Here is a 16028-nt window from a genome sequence, read left to right as displayed (position 1 = left end):
CCAATTGCTAAATAAGTTTAATGCCTGCGGCTAGCGGCGATTTCATCACTGAATTTAATTTCCAGCAGCGTTTTTAACACCAGTGTGACCAAGGCGAGCAGAGCCAGCAACGTTGCAACGGCAAAGGCCGCAACGAAGTTGTATTCATTGTAGAGAATTTCCACCTGCAAGGGCATGGTGTTGGTTTCCCCGCGTATATGGCCGGATACGACAGACACCGCGCCAAATTCGCCCATGGCCCGGGCATTGCAGAGCAACACGCCGTAGAGCAGGCCCCATTTGATGTTGGGCAGCGTCACATGCCAAAACGTTTGCCAGCCGCTGGCACCGAGCGACAGCGCCGCCTCTTCATCGGCCGTGCCTTGCTCCTGCATCAGCGGTATCAGTTCGCGCGCCACAAAGGGGAAAGTCACAAACACCGTTGCCAGCACCAGCCCTGGAACGGCAAACAGGATTTGTATGCCATAGCTTTTCAGCACCGGCCCTAAAAGGCTCTGGCTTCCGAACAGAATGACGAACACCAGCCCGGAAATGACCGGTGAGACCGAGAAGGGCAGGTCGATCAGGGTGGTCAGAAAGGCCTTGCCGCGAAACTCGAACTTGGCGATGGCCCAGGCCGCCGCCACGCCGAAGACCAGATTAAGCGGCACGGCAATGCCTGCCACGATGAGTGTGAGCTTGATGGCCGATAGCGTTTCCGGGTCTTGCAGCGCAGAGGTGAAGGCTGCAGTTCCTTTGCGAAAAGCCTCGTGAAACACGGCTGCCAGAGGCAGTGCGAGGATCAGCGCCAGAAACACCAGCGAAATGGTGATCAGGGTGTAGCGCGCCACCCGGCTTTCAGAGGTTGCGGCCTGCACCAGCGCAGTTTGTTCAATGGTTGTGTCAAGTGCCATAGCCATACCGCCGTCTGCTCCATGCCTGTATCAGATTGATGACCAGCAGCATGGCAAAGGAAAGGATCAGCATGATTGCCGCAATGGCCGTGGCACCGGGATAGTTGAACTCTTCCAGCCGTATCACAATCAAAAGCGGTGCAATCTCCGACACATAGGGCAGATTTCCGGCAATGAAGATGACGGAGCCATATTCCCCGACACCGCGCGCAAATGCCAGCGCAAATCCCGTGAGAACGGCGGGCAGCAGCCCCGGCAGCAGCACATGCGCAATGGTCTGAAACCGATTGGCTCCAAGCGTGGCGGAGGTTTCCTCCACTTCCCGATCAATTTCCTCCATCACCGGCTGCACCGTGCGCACCACAAAGGGCAGGCCGACAAACACGAGAGCCAACACAATGCCGACAGGAGTGAAGGCAACTTTCAGGCCCAGCGAGGCCAGCGGCGCGCCAATCCAGCCATTGGGTGCATAGAGTGTTGTCAGCGCAATACCGGCAACGGCGGTGGGCAGTGCAAACGGCAGATCTACCACCGCATCAATAATGCGCCGACCGGGAAAGCGATAACGCACCAGCACCCAAGCCAGAAGAACGCCGAACACAACATTGATCAGGGCCGCTACAAAAGCGGTGCCAAAGCTGACTTGCAGTGCCTTCAGCGTTCGCTCATCGCTGGCAATGGCCCAAAACTTTGCCCAGCCGAGCGAACTCGTGCGCACAGCGAGGCCGGACAAGGGAATAAGAATAATCAGCGTCAGCCAGACAAGAGTGGCCCCAAGCGCCAGACCGAAGCCCGGAAGAACGCTTGGGGACCGCCATTGCGACCGCTTTACGGTGCCAAATTCCATACGTTAGTTGCCGGGACGGTAAATCTGATCGAACAAACCGCCATCGGCGAAGAATTTGGGCTGTGCTTCCTTCCAACCGCCGAAATCATCGATGGTGGACAGCTTGACATCCTTGAACCGGGCAACATCGGCAGGGTCTGCAACCTCAGGCTTGAAGGGGCGGTAGTAATGCTTGGCCGCGATTTTCTGGCCCTCATCGGAGTACAGATACTTCAAGTAGGCTTCTGCCACCTTTCGGGTGCCTTTGGCATCCACATTCGCATCCACCAGCGAAACCGGAGGTTCCGCCTTGATCGATACGGATGGCGTCACGATTTCAAAACTGTCCGGTCCCAGCTCTTCGAGCGATAGGTAGGCTTCGTTTTCCCAAGCCAGCAGGACGTCGCCCAGACCGCGCTGCACGAATGTTGTGGTTGCGCCCCGTGCGCCCGTATCCAGCACGGGCACATGTTTGAAGAGATCAGCGACATAGGCCTGCGCCTTGGCATCGTCGCCACCATTGGCCTGACGCGCCCACGCCCATGCGGCCAGCAGATTCCAACGCGCACCGCCCGATGTTTTCGGGTTTGGCGTGATGACCTGAACATCATCCTTCACCAGATCGCCCCAGTCCTTAATGCCTTTAGGATTTCCCTTGCGCACCAGAAACACGATTGTAGACGTGTAGGGCGCACTGTTGTTTTCGAGGCGTCCGCGCCAGTCGGCGGGAATTTTCTTGGTGGCGTCAACGATTGCGTCGATATCGGCTTCCAGAGCGAGTGTGACCACATCCGCCTCAAGACCATCGATGACGGAGCGCGCCTGCTTGCCGCTGCCGCCGTGGGAGGTCTGGATGGTCACCGTTTCGCCGGTTTCAGCCTGCCAGTGCTTGGCAAAAGCAGCATTGTAATCCTTGTATAATTCCCGTGTCGGATCATAGGACACATTTAAGATAGTGCTGTCTGCGAAGGCTGCGCCAATGCCAGTCAACTGAACGGTTCCGACAATTAAGCCTGCCATCAGTGCTTTCGTGAGTCGTTTCATCCGCATTCTTGCCTCCACTTGCGCTCTCGTCTGCGCATCAGGTTTCTGGTTCATGACTTTACCGCAAGCACGGTGTCCGACAAGCCCCCCCATGCCCGCATCTCTGGCCTTCAGGGTTCGCTCCACTCTAATGTATAGAGACGGCGAAATTTAAGAACGCAGAAAACAAGCGTTTGCGGGGGCAACAGCGAAAAGGATTGCCAACGACCGGGCCACCAAGCGAAACGCTTTTTCGCTGTCTTTGAATACGCGCATGTGAAGATGGATCCTTTTTCGTTTACAAACGTTAACGGCCTGAAAATTATTGACCGAACGCGGCAGCAATTGCGCCTGTTCGGGTTTGAAGGAGAGCACGATGAACAAGACCCTCGCTTTGGCACTGGCCGCCACCACATTAACCGCCGCTGGCGTAACCGCTGCCCGCGCTGCCGACCCTGTTGTCGTTTACGAAGAGCAAGATGAGCGCAATGGCGTCAAGATCGGTTATCTTGAGTGCGAAATCGGCGGTGGCGTTGGATATGTCATCGGCTCGGCCAAGGAAGCCGATTGCGTCTTCCAGTCCACAGTCGGCCCCAAGCGGTCCGAGCGCTATGTTGGTGCCATCCGCAAGATCGGTGTTGACCTCGGCTTCACGACGCGCAGCAAGCTTGTCTGGGCTGTATTTGCGCCAACGGCCGGTTATCACCGCGGTTCGCTCTCCGGCTTTTACGGCGGCGCGAGCGCTGAAGCCACAGTCGGTGCTGGCGTCGGTGCCAATGTGTTGATCGGTGGTACATCGGGTTCCATCCAGTTGCAGGCCGTCAGCCTCACCGGCCAGTTGGGTCTTAATGTTGCTGCCGGTAGCGCATCGATCACGCTTGCTGCTGCCAACTGAAAATTGAACCAGACTTGATAAAAAGGACGCTGCACTGAGCAGCGTCTTTTTTTGTGACTTGAACTATTAGGCCGCAGCAGCCTGTTGCAAGACGCTTTGGTAAAGCTCCGCGTACTGCCCGGCGCTACGCTCCCATGAAAAATCCGCCTTCATAGCCTGATGCTGCAGACGCGCCCAGACCTTCGGCTTCTGGTAGGCTTCAAACACCCGCATCAAAGCCAGCCGCAGGCCATCCGCATCAATGGGATGAAACTGGAAACCCGTTGCTACACGGGCCGACATCGCAGCTTCGTTGGCGTCGATAATGGTTTCCGAAAGACCGCCGGTGCGCGACACGATTGGCACGCACCCATAGCGCAACGCGTAAAGCTGCGTCAGGCCGCAAGGCTCAAAGCGCGAAGGCTGTAGCACTGAATCCGCTCCGCCATGAATGAGATGGGCAAGGCTTTCTTTATACCCAATCGTTACCGACACGCGGCCCGGGTGGCGCAATGCAGTAGCGCGTAGCGCATCTTCAATGGCGCTGTCGCCCTGTCCCAGCACAATGAGCTTGCCGCCTTGAGCGACAATGTCGTCCACCACGTCGGGCAGCATATCCACGCCTTTTTGCCAGGTCAGGCGGCTGACAACGGCAAAGATCGGACCTCGGTCATCATCGATTCCGAACTCTTCGATAAGGCGCATCCGGTTGAAGTATCGGCGACGCATGTATTGAGTTGAATAATTCTGGATCAGATACGGGTCGCTTGACGGGTTCCAGACCTCTACATCGATACCGTTAACGATACCGCGCAGGTCGTTCAAACGTTCGTTCAAAACCCCGTCCAAACCCATGCCGAACTCCGGGGTCAGAGTTTCGCGCACATAGGTCGGGCTCACGGTCGAAATGGCATTGGCTGTCTGCAACCCACCCTTGAGGTAGCTGATGTCCCCATAATATTCGAGACAATTGACCGAAAAAGCCTCGCTCGGCAGTTCGAGTTGATCGAACAGCTCAGCACTGAACTGTCCTTGAAAGGCGAGGTTGTGCACTGTCAGAACGCTTGGTACGAAGCGGGCGCGCCCGTAATGCATGTAAACGGACGTAAGCGCCGACTGCCAGTCATGGGTGTGTACCAGATCTGGCTTCCAGTCCGGCAGAAGGCCACCGGCGATCTCGGCCCCCACGCGCGCGAGCGCGGCAAAGCGTTTCCAGTTGTCCGGGTGGTCTTTGCCGGCCTCGTTCACATAGGGCCCACCGGGGCGATCATAGAATTCTGGCGCGTCCAGTATATAGACGAACAGACCCTCAACCGTTGCGGACAGAAGTCGCGCCTCAGCGCCAAACAGATTGTGAAAGCTGGCATGCTGGCGGGTTTCGCCAAGCTGTTTCATCACTTTGGGGTAGCCCGGAAGAAGGGTGCGGGTATGCGCCCCAAAGGGCTCCAGTGCCTTGGGCAGAGACCCTGTAACATCGGCAAGACCGCCCGTTTTAATAAGAGGATAGATCTCCGACGTAACAGAGAGGATATTCATACGGGCAAGTTTCCTGGCTTCTGGTCGCATCCCCACCCGGTAGCAGGGGAGGCCACCTACGGCGCGGAGATGAACAAACGTTCATAAACACGGTTTTGTTCCCTGACAGAGTCGCAATGTTTCGTAACAAAGCACCGCCCAAGCAAACTGACGGATGGGGCATGTCACGGTATTGTCGTGAAACTGTCATCCATCCGTTGTGCGGCACGCCTATCGCAACAGCATCGTCTGGGTCAGATCACAGGAGTTACCGTGTCGACAAAACCATTCCGTGCCGCGTTTGCCTTTGCTTTGCTCGCCTCTGCGGCGTCGCCCGCACTGGCGCAATCGTCGTTTAACCGCATTGCCAGTCTGGCGATTGCACAAAACAACGCGCAAGCAAAAGCCACTTCGGCTGAAATCGTGGCCGCCTCGGATGATGGCATGACGCTGGTTTATTCTGACAGCCCGGCAGGCGGCATCGGCTTTGTGGACATTACGGATGCCAAGGCACCGAAAGCCACCGGTTTTCTGCCGATGAAAGGTGAGCCGACATCGGTCACGATCATCGGTTCGCGCGTCTTTGTCGGGGTTAACACGTCTGAAACCAAGGCACAGCCTTCCGGTCGTCTTGCGGTGGTTGATCTGGCAAGCAAAACCGAAATCGCCAGCTGTGACCTCGGCGGACAGCCAGACTCGGTCGCCCGCAACCGCAACGGCTCGCTGTTGGCCATCGCCATCGAAAACGAGCGCGACGAAGAGGTCAACAAGGGCGCTATGCCGCAACTGCCAGCCGGTTTTCTGACGTTGGTTGACGTGTCGGACACGGGTATCGACTGTAATAGCCTTAAAAAGGTTGATCTGACCGGCATTGCAGGCATTGCGACGGAAGACCCGGAGCCCGAGTTCGTGTCGTTCAACAGCCGCGATGAGGTGGCTGTCACCTTACAGGAAAACAACCACGTCGTCATCGTTGATGGCAAGACGGCGAAGATTGTAGGGGACTTTTCAGCCGGTACGGTGTCTTTGAAAAACATCGATACCAAAAAAGACGGCGCATTGCGCTTTACGGGTTCCATGGATGATGTGCCGCGCGAGCCCGATAGCATCAAGTGGCTGGGTGACGACCGCTTGGTGACCGCCAATGAGGGCGATCTGAATGGCGGCTCTCGCAGCTTCACCATCTTCAACCGTGATGGCAGCGTTGCCTATGAAGATGCGGGTGCCATGGAAGCCATGGCCGCACGCCTTGGCCACTATCCCGACAAGCGCAATAAAAAGGGCATAGAGCCCGAAGGGCTGGACGTTGCCCGCTTTGGCGAAGATACGCTGATCTTCATCGCGCAGGAGCGCTCCTCCCTGATTGCAGTCTACCAGGTTACAGGTGCGGAGCCTCGTTACGTCCAGTCGCTGCCATCCGGCATCTCACCGGAAGGGGTCGCCGCTATTGCGCAGCGCAATCTGTTGGTCACCGCCAACGAGGCCGACCTTCGTAAAGACGGCGCGGCGGGAAGCCATATCATGATCTACGAGCGTACAGAGGCCCCCGCCGCTTACCCGCAACTGATCGCCGATCTGGATAGTGACGGCCGCCCTCTTGGCTGGGCTGCTCTGTCCGGCGCTGTGGCGGACCCGAAAGTGGATGGCAAGCTTTACGCCGTCTCCGACAGCGTGCTTTCTGCTGAGCCTGCTATTTACGAGATCGACGCGACATCGAAACCGGCGCGTATTACGGGCAAAACCGTTGTGACTCGAAACGGTGCGCCAGCGCAGAAACTCGATATCGAAGGAATTACGCTGGATGGCGAGGGTGGTTTCTGGCTGGCCTCCGAGGGAAGAACGGACAAACTTACCCCGCATGCGCTTTATCAGGTGGATGCGAAGGGTAAGATCATCACTGAAGTCCCTTTCCCCGCCGAGTTGCTGGCAAATGAAACCCACTACGGTGCCGAAGGCATCGCGGCCGTTGGCACCGGCGACGAGCAGGTTCTGTGGATCGCCATGCAGCGTCCCTGGAAAGACGATCCGAAAGATACGGTCAAGCTTTTGTCCTACACGCCGAAAACCGGCGAATGGGGTGCAGTTCATTACAAGCTGGATGCCGCAGCCGACGATGCCTGGAATGGTCTCTCCGAACTCACGATCCACGGTGACTATGCTTATGTCATCGAGCGCGACAACCAGATTGGTGACAAAGCCAAACACAAGAAAATCTTCCGCATTGCCTTGTCTGACCTGAAACCTGCCAAATTAGGTGGCGCTTTGCCGGTCGTAGCCAAGGGAGAGGTACGAGACCTCATGCCAGACCTGAAATCCCTCAACGGCTATGTGCTGGACAAGGTCGAGAGCCTCGCCATCGACCCGAAGGGTCAAGCCTATGTCATAACTGACAATGATGGGGTGGACGAAAGCTCCGGTGAAACCATGTTCTGGTCCATCGGAACTGTTCAGTAGATACATCAAGCCTTGGAAAGCCGGATCTCATCCGGCTTTCCAATTAGATGCTTTGGGGTTTAGAGCGCTGTTCGATGTGATTGAATCAGATCGGCGCTCTAAAAATTTGCTTTGAAGCATAATCTTGTCGATCCTCGTTTCACTCCGGTCGGATTATGCTCTGTCCCTCACGTATCAGACGTTCAGCAGTAAATTTGTCGGTCACCAGCATATCGATGACCCCTGTCCGCAGCGCTCCGGCAATCGCGGAGGTTTTTTCCCGGCCCCCGGCCAGTGCAACAACACGCTCAACTTTTGACAGGTCTTCCAGCGAAATGCCGATGACCCGTTCGTCCAGCGGGGTTTTGACGAGGTTGCCCTGCTGATCGAAAAAGCGAAGCGATATATCGCCCACTGCCCCGGCGTCCGAGAGGTCAGCGAGTTCGCGGGCGGAAAAAATATTACCGGAGCGGGCCAGCAGTTCCGAAGGTTCCACCGCCCCAATACCGACAATGGCCAGTGTGATGCTGCCAAACAGATCAATTGTGTCACGAACGAACGGGTCGCTCATCATCAGCAGTTTGGCTTCGCGCGAGGTGGTAACCCCCTGAACCGGAAGAAGCTTCGGCTCGGCTCCCGTTAATCGGGCAAGCCGTGTGGTCAACTGGGTTGCATGGGTCTGCACGGAAGGATCCCCCATCCCGCCAAGGGTTTGCACTACATACTTCACCTGCGCACTTTTCAGCGGATGGATGTTTTCGACCATCTTGAAAATGGTCTGGCTCCAGCTGGAAACGCCGATGATTTCACCCTGTGCAAGACTGACTTCCATCAGGTGGGCAGCCGCCTCGCCAATGCGCGCCATGATAGCGCCGTCCCGGTCCTCGGAACAATCCACGACAATTGCTTCGGGTAGGTTGAAGCGCTCACGCAACGCGCTTTCAAGGTCAATATAGGTTCCAGCAGGCGGGATGACGGTGGTGCGGACGATATCTTCTGCCTCGGCCCGCTTCAGCATACGCGACACCGTTGCCTGTGATAACCGCAAATGTTGGGCAATCTCGGCCTGTCGCTTATGCTCGATATGGTACATCTGCGCGACGCGCGAAATGAGGCGAAGTTCGTTGAGACGTCCCATCGGATCTCCAGTGGTAAATGCTTCGAGCATAATCCGACCGGAGTGAAACGAGGATCGACAAGATTATGCTTCAAAACAATTGGTTAGAGCGCCGATCGGCCTCAATCAGATCGAACCGCGCTCTCATCACCTTTACCGGCAGACACGCGATACGTCGAGCGAGCAATTGCATCCTGCCATGCGTCCGCTTTTGCATCCGCAACTTGCGTCCGGGGTTCGATGATGGCGGTCTCGCGCGGCAGCGTCGCAATGGATGAAACATTAGGCCAGATGCCCAGCGAAAGCCCGGCAAGATAGGCAGCGCCAATTGCCGATACTTCGGGTGCTTCACACTGAATCACGGGGTGGGCCAGGCAATCGGCAACGCTTTGCATCAAAAAATGGTTTTGACTGGGACCGCCATCCACATACAGCGCGCCGAACGCGGTCTGCGTCTGGCTTTGCATGGCCGCGAACACGTCCCGCACCTGAAATGCAATGGAATCGGTCACTGCCCGGGCCATTTGCGCCCGCGTTGTTTTAAAGTTGATCTGCGAGAACAACGCTCGCGCATGCGAATCCCAATGGGGTGCGCCAAGCCCTACAAAGGCAGGCACGAAACCCGGCCCGCCCGGTTCTGCTGTTGCGGCCAACTCCACCAGGGCGCTCACATTCGGCAAGCCTAGTATTTCGGCCATCCATGGAAGGCTGGCAGCGGATACCAGAATGTTTCCTTCAAACGCATAGGTCGGCTCGCCATTCAGCCGCCATGCGACGGTAGTTGTTATCCCGGCTTGCGGTGCAATAAAGCGTGACAATGTGGTCATGACCGATGAGCCTGTGCCAAACGTCATTTTTCCATCACCGGGATGAAACGCTCCGTGGCCGAACAATGCGCCATGACTATCACCAATGGCAGCGCGAATGGGGGTGCCATCGGCAACGCCCGGCAGACCAACGGTGACGCCAAAATCACCGGAACTGTCCCGCACCTCCGGAAGCACGGCAACATCGACGCCGAAAAGCCTGCACAGCTCCTCGCTCCAGGTTTGCCGACTGAGATCGAACACCTGGCTGCGGGCCGCGTTCGAGGCATCGCAAGCGTGAACCTTGCCTTTCGTCAGGCAATGAATAAGCCAGCTATCGATTGTTCCGAGACGAACGGGCCTGCCCGTTGCGGCGCGGTCAAGAAGCCAGCGCATCTTCGGTCCGGGAAACATCGGGTCGAGCGGGAGGCCGGTCAACGCTTGAACACGGTCCAGATGTCCCGCGTCGATCAACCGTGCGCAATCGTCGGCTGTTCGTCGGCACTGCCAACTGATCACCGGTCCGAGGGGCTCTCCGGTCTCCGCATCCCATATGGTCACCGATTCCCGTTGATTGGAAATGGCAACGCCGCTCACGGCAATGCCACTTGCTCCGTCCAGGCACGCCCTTACCGCCTCGCACACCGACTGCCAAATTCGCAAAGGATTTTGCTCGACCCACCCCGGTTGCGGATACTCAATGCCAACAGGCGATGAGCCACGGGCAAGCACTGCGCCAGTCTGCGATAACAGAACGGCTTTTGAGTTGGTGGTGCCCTGATCGATTGCAAGAATGGCCTGCATGTCGTCTCCAAAACAAGGTGTATGCAGGGCCGCTGGTCTGCGACCCCGAGAGAGCGTTTCTAGTAAAAGCGGACTTGCTTTTACGTCTGGACAAAGCGTTAAAACAAAAAGCTCTCTTATTTGCAGGGCTTTACTTGCGTTGAAGCAGTGTCTTTGTCGCGTCCGCGATGGCTTTCGGGCTCATGCCGAACTCGTCCAACAGGAACTCCGCCGAACCCGTTGGCGCGAATATACCGGGGACGCCCAGACGTTTCATCGGCACCGGCGCGTTGTCGACCACGACTTCCGCAACAGCCGATCCAAGCCCACCGTAGATGGAATGCTCCTCCGCAGTCACGATTGCACCCGTTTCCTTTGCCGCAGCAATGATGGCCTGTTCATCGATAGGGCGCACTGTGGCCATGTTCAGGACGCGTACGTTGATGCCATCGGCTGCCAGAAGAACCGCCGCCTTCATCATGCGGTGCGTCAACGTGCCGTTTGCAATCAGCGTTGCATCCGTTCCATCCCGCAGCACATTGGCGCGACCCAACTCAAACTGATGACCTTCCGGCAATAGATCAGGCACGCCGACCCGCGACAGGCGAAGGAAACATGGTCCCGCGTAGGTCGCAGCCCATTCGATAGCGGCTGCCGTTTCGATCCGATCACAGGGGGCAATGACCGGGAGATTGGGCAAAACCCGCGTCCAGGCAAAGTCTTCGATTGAATGATGTGTCGGTCCGAGATCACCATAGGCCATGCCGGACGAAATCCCGACGAGTTTTACATTGTTGTTCGAATAGGCAATGTCGGCTTTGATCTGCTCCAGCGCGCGCCCGGTCAAAAAGCAGGACGCGGCGCAGACGAAGGGAAGACGCCCGCCATTGGCAAGCCCGGCAGCAACACCGATCATATTCTGTTCGGCAATACCGACATTCACCAAACGCTCCGGGAACTTGGATTTGAAGCCACCCAGTTTGGATGAGCCGACCGAATCGTTACACACCGCAACCACGGTTTCGTCGCGTGCAGCGAGATTTTCCAGCGTTTGCGCAAAGGCATCCCGGCAATCGTAAAGCTTCTGGGTTGAAACAGGCGCGTCCATTACAGGGTCTCCGAAAGTTCGTTCATGGCAATCTGGTACTGTTCCTTGCTCGGAACCTTATGGTGCCAATCCACCGTGTCCTGCATGAAGGAAATACCATGACCTTTGTTGGTATGGGCAACGATGCAATGCGGGCGATTGCTCCGATGCTCGAATGCAGGCACGATCTCCGCCATGCTGTTGCCGTTGATTTCGGTCACGTCCCAACCGAAGGCTTCCAGCTTGGGGCGCAGAGGGGCCAGATCGTTGGTATCGGACAGGGCGGCGCCCTGTTGAAAACGGTTGTGGTCAATCGCCAGCGTCAGATTGTCCAGCCCGAAATGGGCGGCCGCCATAATGGCTTCCCAGTTCGACCCCTCCTGCATTTCGCCGTCACCGGTGATAACATAGGTGTGGTAGTTCGCGCCTGAAAGCTTCGCAGCTTTCGCCATGCCAACGGCGACCGGCAGACCGTGGCCCAGCGGCCCGGTATTGGTCTCGACACCCGGCACCTTGTTGCGGTTTGGATGACCGTTCAGCCGCGAGTGCGGTTTAAGAAAGGTTTCAATTTCAGATTCCGGAAGAAACCCCCGTTTGGCAAGTGTCACATACAGGGCGCAGGCCGTGTGGCCCTTGGACAGTACGAACCGGTCCCGGTCCGGGTGCGTCGGGTTCTCCGGCTCTATGCGCAGAACCCGGAAGTACAGCGCAGTGAGCATATCGATGACGGACATTTCTCCGCCGATATGGCCAGCGCCCGCCTCAAAAACCGCCTGTAAGTCCCGTCGACGGATCTGCCGGGCGACCTGCTCCAGTTCCTTGACCTGCATCTCAAACTCCCCATGCATAAATATTCATATAGAAATATTGTTACACATAAATTGAGATAGTCAAGTGCTGTTGCGGAGGGACGTTGGTTTGGGCAAGATCGTGAACACTCAATATTGACAGAGAAGACGAAACCCGCTATTGCATTTTCCAACAGTTGTGAATAAATATTCTTTATGTTGAGTTGGTGGGCTGGGGCCCGATCCGTGGGAGGAACGATGTCAGCAATTGACGTGAAGGCGCACGGTAGTGCGCCCAATCTGTTTGCCAAACTGAAAGGCGCTACCGGCCCGTTGATCGGGCTTCTGGCGCTTTGCATCTTCCTGAGCGTGAGTACGGATACATTCCTGTCTGTCCGCAATGGTCTGAACATTCTGGATCAGATCACGGTTCTTGGCATCATGGCCGTTGGGATGACATTCGTTATTCTGATCGGCGGTATTGATCTGTCAGTCGGCTCCGTTCTGGCGCTTTCCATGATGGTCATGGGCTGGGCTGCGAATGTTGCCGGGCTTCCTATGGGGTTGGCAATCATCCTGGCGCTGGCGGTGTCTGCGGTCAGTGGGCTGATGGTGGGGTTGTTAATCACCGCCTTTCAGGTTCCGGCGTTCATTGCAACGCTGGCGATGATGTCGGCTGCGCGCGGTGTCGCCAATATGATCACCGACGGACAACAGATTGTCGGTTTTCCCGACTGGTTCACCATGCTTGCGATTGACCGTCATTTCGGCGTGCTGACCGCGACGGTTTTCCTGATGCTGGCTGTGGTGTTGCTGTCCTGGATTTTTCTGCAATACCGGTCCGAGGGCCGCATGGTCTATGCCGTTGGCGGTAATCCCGAGGTAGCGCGTCTGGCCGGTATCAAGGTCAATCTGGTCACGATCGGTGTTTATGTCCTGTGTGCGGTTCTGGCAGGTCTGGCCGGCATCGTACTCGCAGCGCGGCTTGACTCTGTGCAGCCATCCAGTGGCTTCGGCTATGAGCTGGATACAATTGCAGCCGTGGTCATTGGCGGCACGTCGCTCACCGGTGGTGCCGGGGGCATTGGTGGCACATTGATTGGCGTGCTCATCATCGGTGTACTGCGAAACGGGCTGAATTTGCTCAATGTCTCGCCCTTTCTCCAGCAGGTCATCATCGGCATTGTGATTGTTCTGGCCGTTGGCGCGGAAACCGTGCGCCGCTGGAAAGCATAATCCGGGCGCACGCCGCCCGGCTGAAAAAATTCCCTTCAACCAGTGAAGCGGATGAATGACCTTGCGGGCGGAGGACGTGCCGAGGGTCGGGTTCAACAGGAGGAAATTATGAAACTATCACGTATTCTGCTCGTATCCGCCGCCGCTCTGGCACTTTCGATGAGTGGCGCGCAGGCCAAGGAACTGAAAAAGCTGGGGCTGGCGGTCGCCAACCTGCAGGCCAACTTCTTCAACCAGATCAAGCAGGCCGTCGAGGCGGAAGCCAAGACACGCGGCATCGAGGTCGTAACCGTTGATGCCAAGGGCGATGGCCCAACGCAGGTCAACCAGATCCAGGATCTGCTGACCCAGGATATTGATGCACTCATCTACATCCCTGCGGGTGCGGCCGCTGCCACCGTTCCGGTGAAGCTCGCGCGAAATGCCGGTGTTCCTGTCATCAATATCGATCGCAATGCCGACGGTGCGCCGGGTGATACATTCCTTGCAACCGATTCGGTTGCCTCCGCCAATGCCGTGTGCAAGCACATTCTGGACAAGGCTGGCGGTAAGGGAAATATGGTCATCATTCACGGGCAGAAGGGCACCACGCCGGAAGTCGATCGGTCCAAAGGCTGCATGGAGGCCCTGAAAGCCTATCCGGACGTCAAAATCGTTGCGGAACAGTGGTCAAACCTCTGGAGCCAGGACGAAGGGTTCCAGATCATGCAGAACATGCTTCAGGCGAACCCGGATGTCTCCATCGTGTTTGCACAGGCCGATGGTCTGGCGCTGGGCGCTGCACAGGCTATCAAGGTCGCCAAGCCAACGCAGACAATCGTTGTCGGTGGCTTTGACGGCGATACGGCTGCGCTCGAAGCCTTGAAGAACGGGGTGTTTGACGTAACGGCAACGCAGCAAACCCAGAAAATGGGTCGCGATGCCGTTGATATGGCCGCCAAGATCGTCGGTGGAGAAAAGGTCCCGGCGGTGCAACTTTCCGAGGCAACCTTGACGACGAAGGATAATGTGGACGGCTTTATCGCCAACCATCCCTGATCGTCTGTTTCTGTATCCCATATTTTCCAGTCGGTTGCCACAGCATCGGCGCACGGCGCTCTGGCGACCGACTGGAAAACGCCCACGGTCAAGGGGAGGCATGCCATGACTGAACCACTGTTGTCGCTCAGCGGAATATCCAAGCAATATGGCCCGGCTCAGGTGGTCAAGAACGTCAGCTTCGATGTTTTTCCGGGAGAGGTGGTCGCCCTGCTCGGCGAAAACGGTGCCGGTAAGTCAACCTTGTCCGGTATTATCGCCGGATCGCGGATGCCATCTCAAGGGTCCATGACGTGGCTGGGGCAGCCCTACGCTCCGGCGTCTCCACGCGATGCGATTGACCGTGGTGTGGTGCTCATTCATCAGGAGTTGCAGCTGCTGCCGCAGTTGTCGATTGCCGAAAATGTCTTTCTGGGACGCTGGCCGATGCGCAACGGTGTTGTTGATCGCCAAAAAATGGTTCAGCGGGCACAGGACCAGATGTCGCGCCTCAACCTGCATATCCCTGCCACACGCAAGGTTGCCGGCCTATCGACCGCCAACCAGCAATTGATCGAGATTGCCAAGGCGCTGGCCCTGAATGCCAAACTGTTGATCCTTGACGAGCCGACCGCCGCTCTGGGTGGCGCGGAAACGGAAGCCTTGTTTGAGCAGGTGCGCAAGCTTCGGGCGCAGGGTGTCGGCATCATCTATATTTCCCACCGAATGGAAGAAATCAAAAAAATCACGGACCGGATCATCGTCTTGCGGGACGGCGAGAAGGTCAACGAGTTTGCCGATAGCGCCACGCCGGTTAGAACGGTCGTGGAAAGCATGGTCGGCAGGCCGCTGGAACGGATGTTTCCACCAGTGCCGCAGCCGACCGACAAACCCGTTTTGCAGGTCAGCGGGCTGACATCGTCCGTCAATGCTTTTCGTAATGTGACGTTCGATCTTCATGCCGGAGAAATTCTGGGCATTGCGGGGTTGGTCGGGGCCGGACGCACGGAACTGGTGCGTGCTGTCACCGGTGCCGATAGTCTTGCATCGGGAACTATCCGTGTTGACGGCGTGGATGTGGCATTTCGCAGCCCGGTCGATGCTATCGCGCATGGTATCGTCATGGTTCCGGAAGACCGGAAAATTCAGGGGTTGGTGGTCAAACACGGTATCGGCGAAAATATGGTCTATGCCAATCTGGACCAGTTTGGCGGACGCTGGCTGACGGGCCGAATGAAACGGGATTTTGCCGACAGGGCAATTGCCAAATTTGGCGTCAAAGGCCGCAGCGACCAGTTGGCATCGGACCTTTCGGGTGGCAACCAGCAGAAGGTGGTGATTGCAAAATGGCTGGCACGCAACCCACGGGTCGTGGTGCTGGACGAGCCGACCCGTGGCATCGACGTGGGCGCACGCGCAGGCATTTACGACATCATTGTGAACCTTGCTGCCCAGGGCGTCGCCGTTATCGTCGTCAGCTCCGATCTTGAGGAGGTTCTGGGCGTCTCGCACCGTATTCTGGTGCTGGCGCAAGGCAATCAGGCGGGCATTCTGGAGCGGGAACAGGCCAATGATGTGTCGGTCATGGAACTCGCAACAGCATAAGACATGTTGTTGCATATCGTTATCG

General features: G+C 57.1%; 13 protein-coding genes. 5 read left to right on the top strand and 8 right to left on the bottom strand.

Annotated features, from left to right (window positions below; genetic code table 11):
- Positions 1 to 17: 17 nt before the first annotated feature.
- Genes cysW through IFT84_RS07175 form a run of 3 tightly spaced genes read right to left on the bottom strand, consistent with a single transcriptional unit; the run spans position 18 to position 2739 of the window.
- Positions 18 to 893, bottom strand: a complete 876-nt coding sequence (gene cysW / locus IFT84_RS07185; RefSeq protein ID WP_192117973.1) for a sulfate ABC transporter permease subunit CysW — start codon at positions 891 to 893, stop codon at positions 18 to 20.
- Entirely contained in the window at positions 883 to 1740 is an 858-nt protein-coding gene (gene cysT, locus IFT84_RS07180; RefSeq protein WP_192117972.1) for a sulfate ABC transporter permease subunit CysT, read from the bottom strand. Before cysT ends, cysW begins: the two co-directional genes overlap by 11 nt.
- 3 nt (positions 1741 to 1743) lie before the next feature.
- Positions 1744 to 2739, bottom strand: coding sequence for a sulfate ABC transporter substrate-binding protein (locus IFT84_RS07175; protein WP_446737580.1), 996 nt, complete (start codon positions 2737 to 2739; stop codon positions 1744 to 1746).
- A gap of 379 nt (positions 2740 to 3118) precedes the next feature.
- Here IFT84_RS07175 and IFT84_RS07170 point away from each other — a divergent pair, with 379 nt between their 5' ends.
- A complete protein-coding gene (locus IFT84_RS07170; protein WP_192117970.1) occupies positions 3119 to 3637 on the top strand; it encodes a DUF992 domain-containing protein in 519 nt (172 codons plus the stop codon).
- Positions 3638 to 3703: 66 nt separating this feature from the next.
- Here the strand turns inward: IFT84_RS07170 and glgA are convergent, their stop codons facing one another.
- A complete protein-coding gene (glgA, locus tag IFT84_RS07165) occupies positions 3704 to 5152 on the bottom strand; it encodes a glycogen synthase GlgA (RefSeq protein ID WP_192117969.1) in 1449 nt (482 codons plus the stop codon).
- 252 nt (positions 5153 to 5404) lie between these two features.
- Between glgA and IFT84_RS07160 the strand changes: the two genes are divergently transcribed.
- Positions 5405 to 7585, top strand: coding sequence for an esterase-like activity of phytase family protein (locus IFT84_RS07160; protein WP_192117968.1), 2181 nt, complete (start codon positions 5405 to 5407; stop codon positions 7583 to 7585).
- Between the two features lie 139 nt (positions 7586 to 7724).
- Here the strand turns inward: IFT84_RS07160 and IFT84_RS07155 are convergent, their stop codons facing one another.
- The 4 genes from IFT84_RS07155 to IFT84_RS07140 all read right to left on the bottom strand — a co-directional run bounded on the left by IFT84_RS07155 (position 7725) and on the right by IFT84_RS07140 (position 12187).
- Positions 7725 to 8702: a sugar-binding transcriptional regulator gene (locus tag IFT84_RS07155; RefSeq protein WP_192117967.1), complete on the bottom strand. Its 978-nt coding sequence runs from the start codon at positions 8700 to 8702 to the stop codon at positions 7725 to 7727.
- Between the two features lie 101 nt (positions 8703 to 8803).
- Positions 8804 to 10291 carry an FGGY family carbohydrate kinase gene (locus IFT84_RS07150; RefSeq protein ID WP_192117966.1) on the bottom strand — a complete coding sequence of 496 codons (1488 nt, stop codon included), beginning with the start codon at positions 10289 to 10291 and terminating at the stop codon, positions 8804 to 8806.
- 130 nt (positions 10292 to 10421) lie between these two features.
- On the bottom strand, positions 10422 to 11378 hold the full coding sequence (locus IFT84_RS07145) for a transketolase family protein (RefSeq protein ID WP_192117965.1): 957 nt from the start codon (positions 11376 to 11378) through the stop codon (positions 10422 to 10424).
- Complete coding sequence (locus tag IFT84_RS07140; RefSeq protein WP_192117964.1) at positions 11378 to 12187, bottom strand: transketolase; 810 nt, start codon at positions 12185 to 12187, stop codon at positions 11378 to 11380. The genes IFT84_RS07145 and IFT84_RS07140 overlap by 1 nt, the downstream gene beginning before the upstream one ends.
- A 216-nt stretch (positions 12188 to 12403) precedes the next feature.
- On the opposite strand from IFT84_RS07140, the gene IFT84_RS07135 reads away from it, so the two are divergent.
- From IFT84_RS07135 to IFT84_RS07125, 3 genes are all read left to right on the top strand, one after another.
- Complete coding sequence (locus IFT84_RS07135; RefSeq protein ID WP_192117963.1) at positions 12404 to 13381, top strand: ABC transporter permease; 978 nt, start codon at positions 12404 to 12406, stop codon at positions 13379 to 13381.
- A 108-nt stretch (positions 13382 to 13489) separates the two neighbouring features.
- Positions 13490 to 14419: a sugar ABC transporter substrate-binding protein gene (locus IFT84_RS07130; RefSeq protein ID WP_192117962.1), complete on the top strand. Its 930-nt coding sequence runs from the start codon at positions 13490 to 13492 to the stop codon at positions 14417 to 14419.
- A gap of 105 nt (positions 14420 to 14524) precedes the next feature.
- Positions 14525 to 16003, top strand: coding sequence for a sugar ABC transporter ATP-binding protein (locus tag IFT84_RS07125; protein WP_192117961.1), 1479 nt, complete (start codon positions 14525 to 14527; stop codon positions 16001 to 16003).
- The last annotated feature ends 25 nt before the right edge of the window (positions 16004 to 16028 follow it).

It is taken from the genome of Rhizobium sp. CFBP 8762, assembly GCF_014841565.1.
Classification (GTDB): Bacteria; Pseudomonadota; Alphaproteobacteria; order Rhizobiales; family Rhizobiaceae; genus CFBP-8762.
The sequence above is the reverse complement of the archived record's forward strand: the minus strand, read 5'-3'. Positions and strand labels throughout refer to the sequence as shown.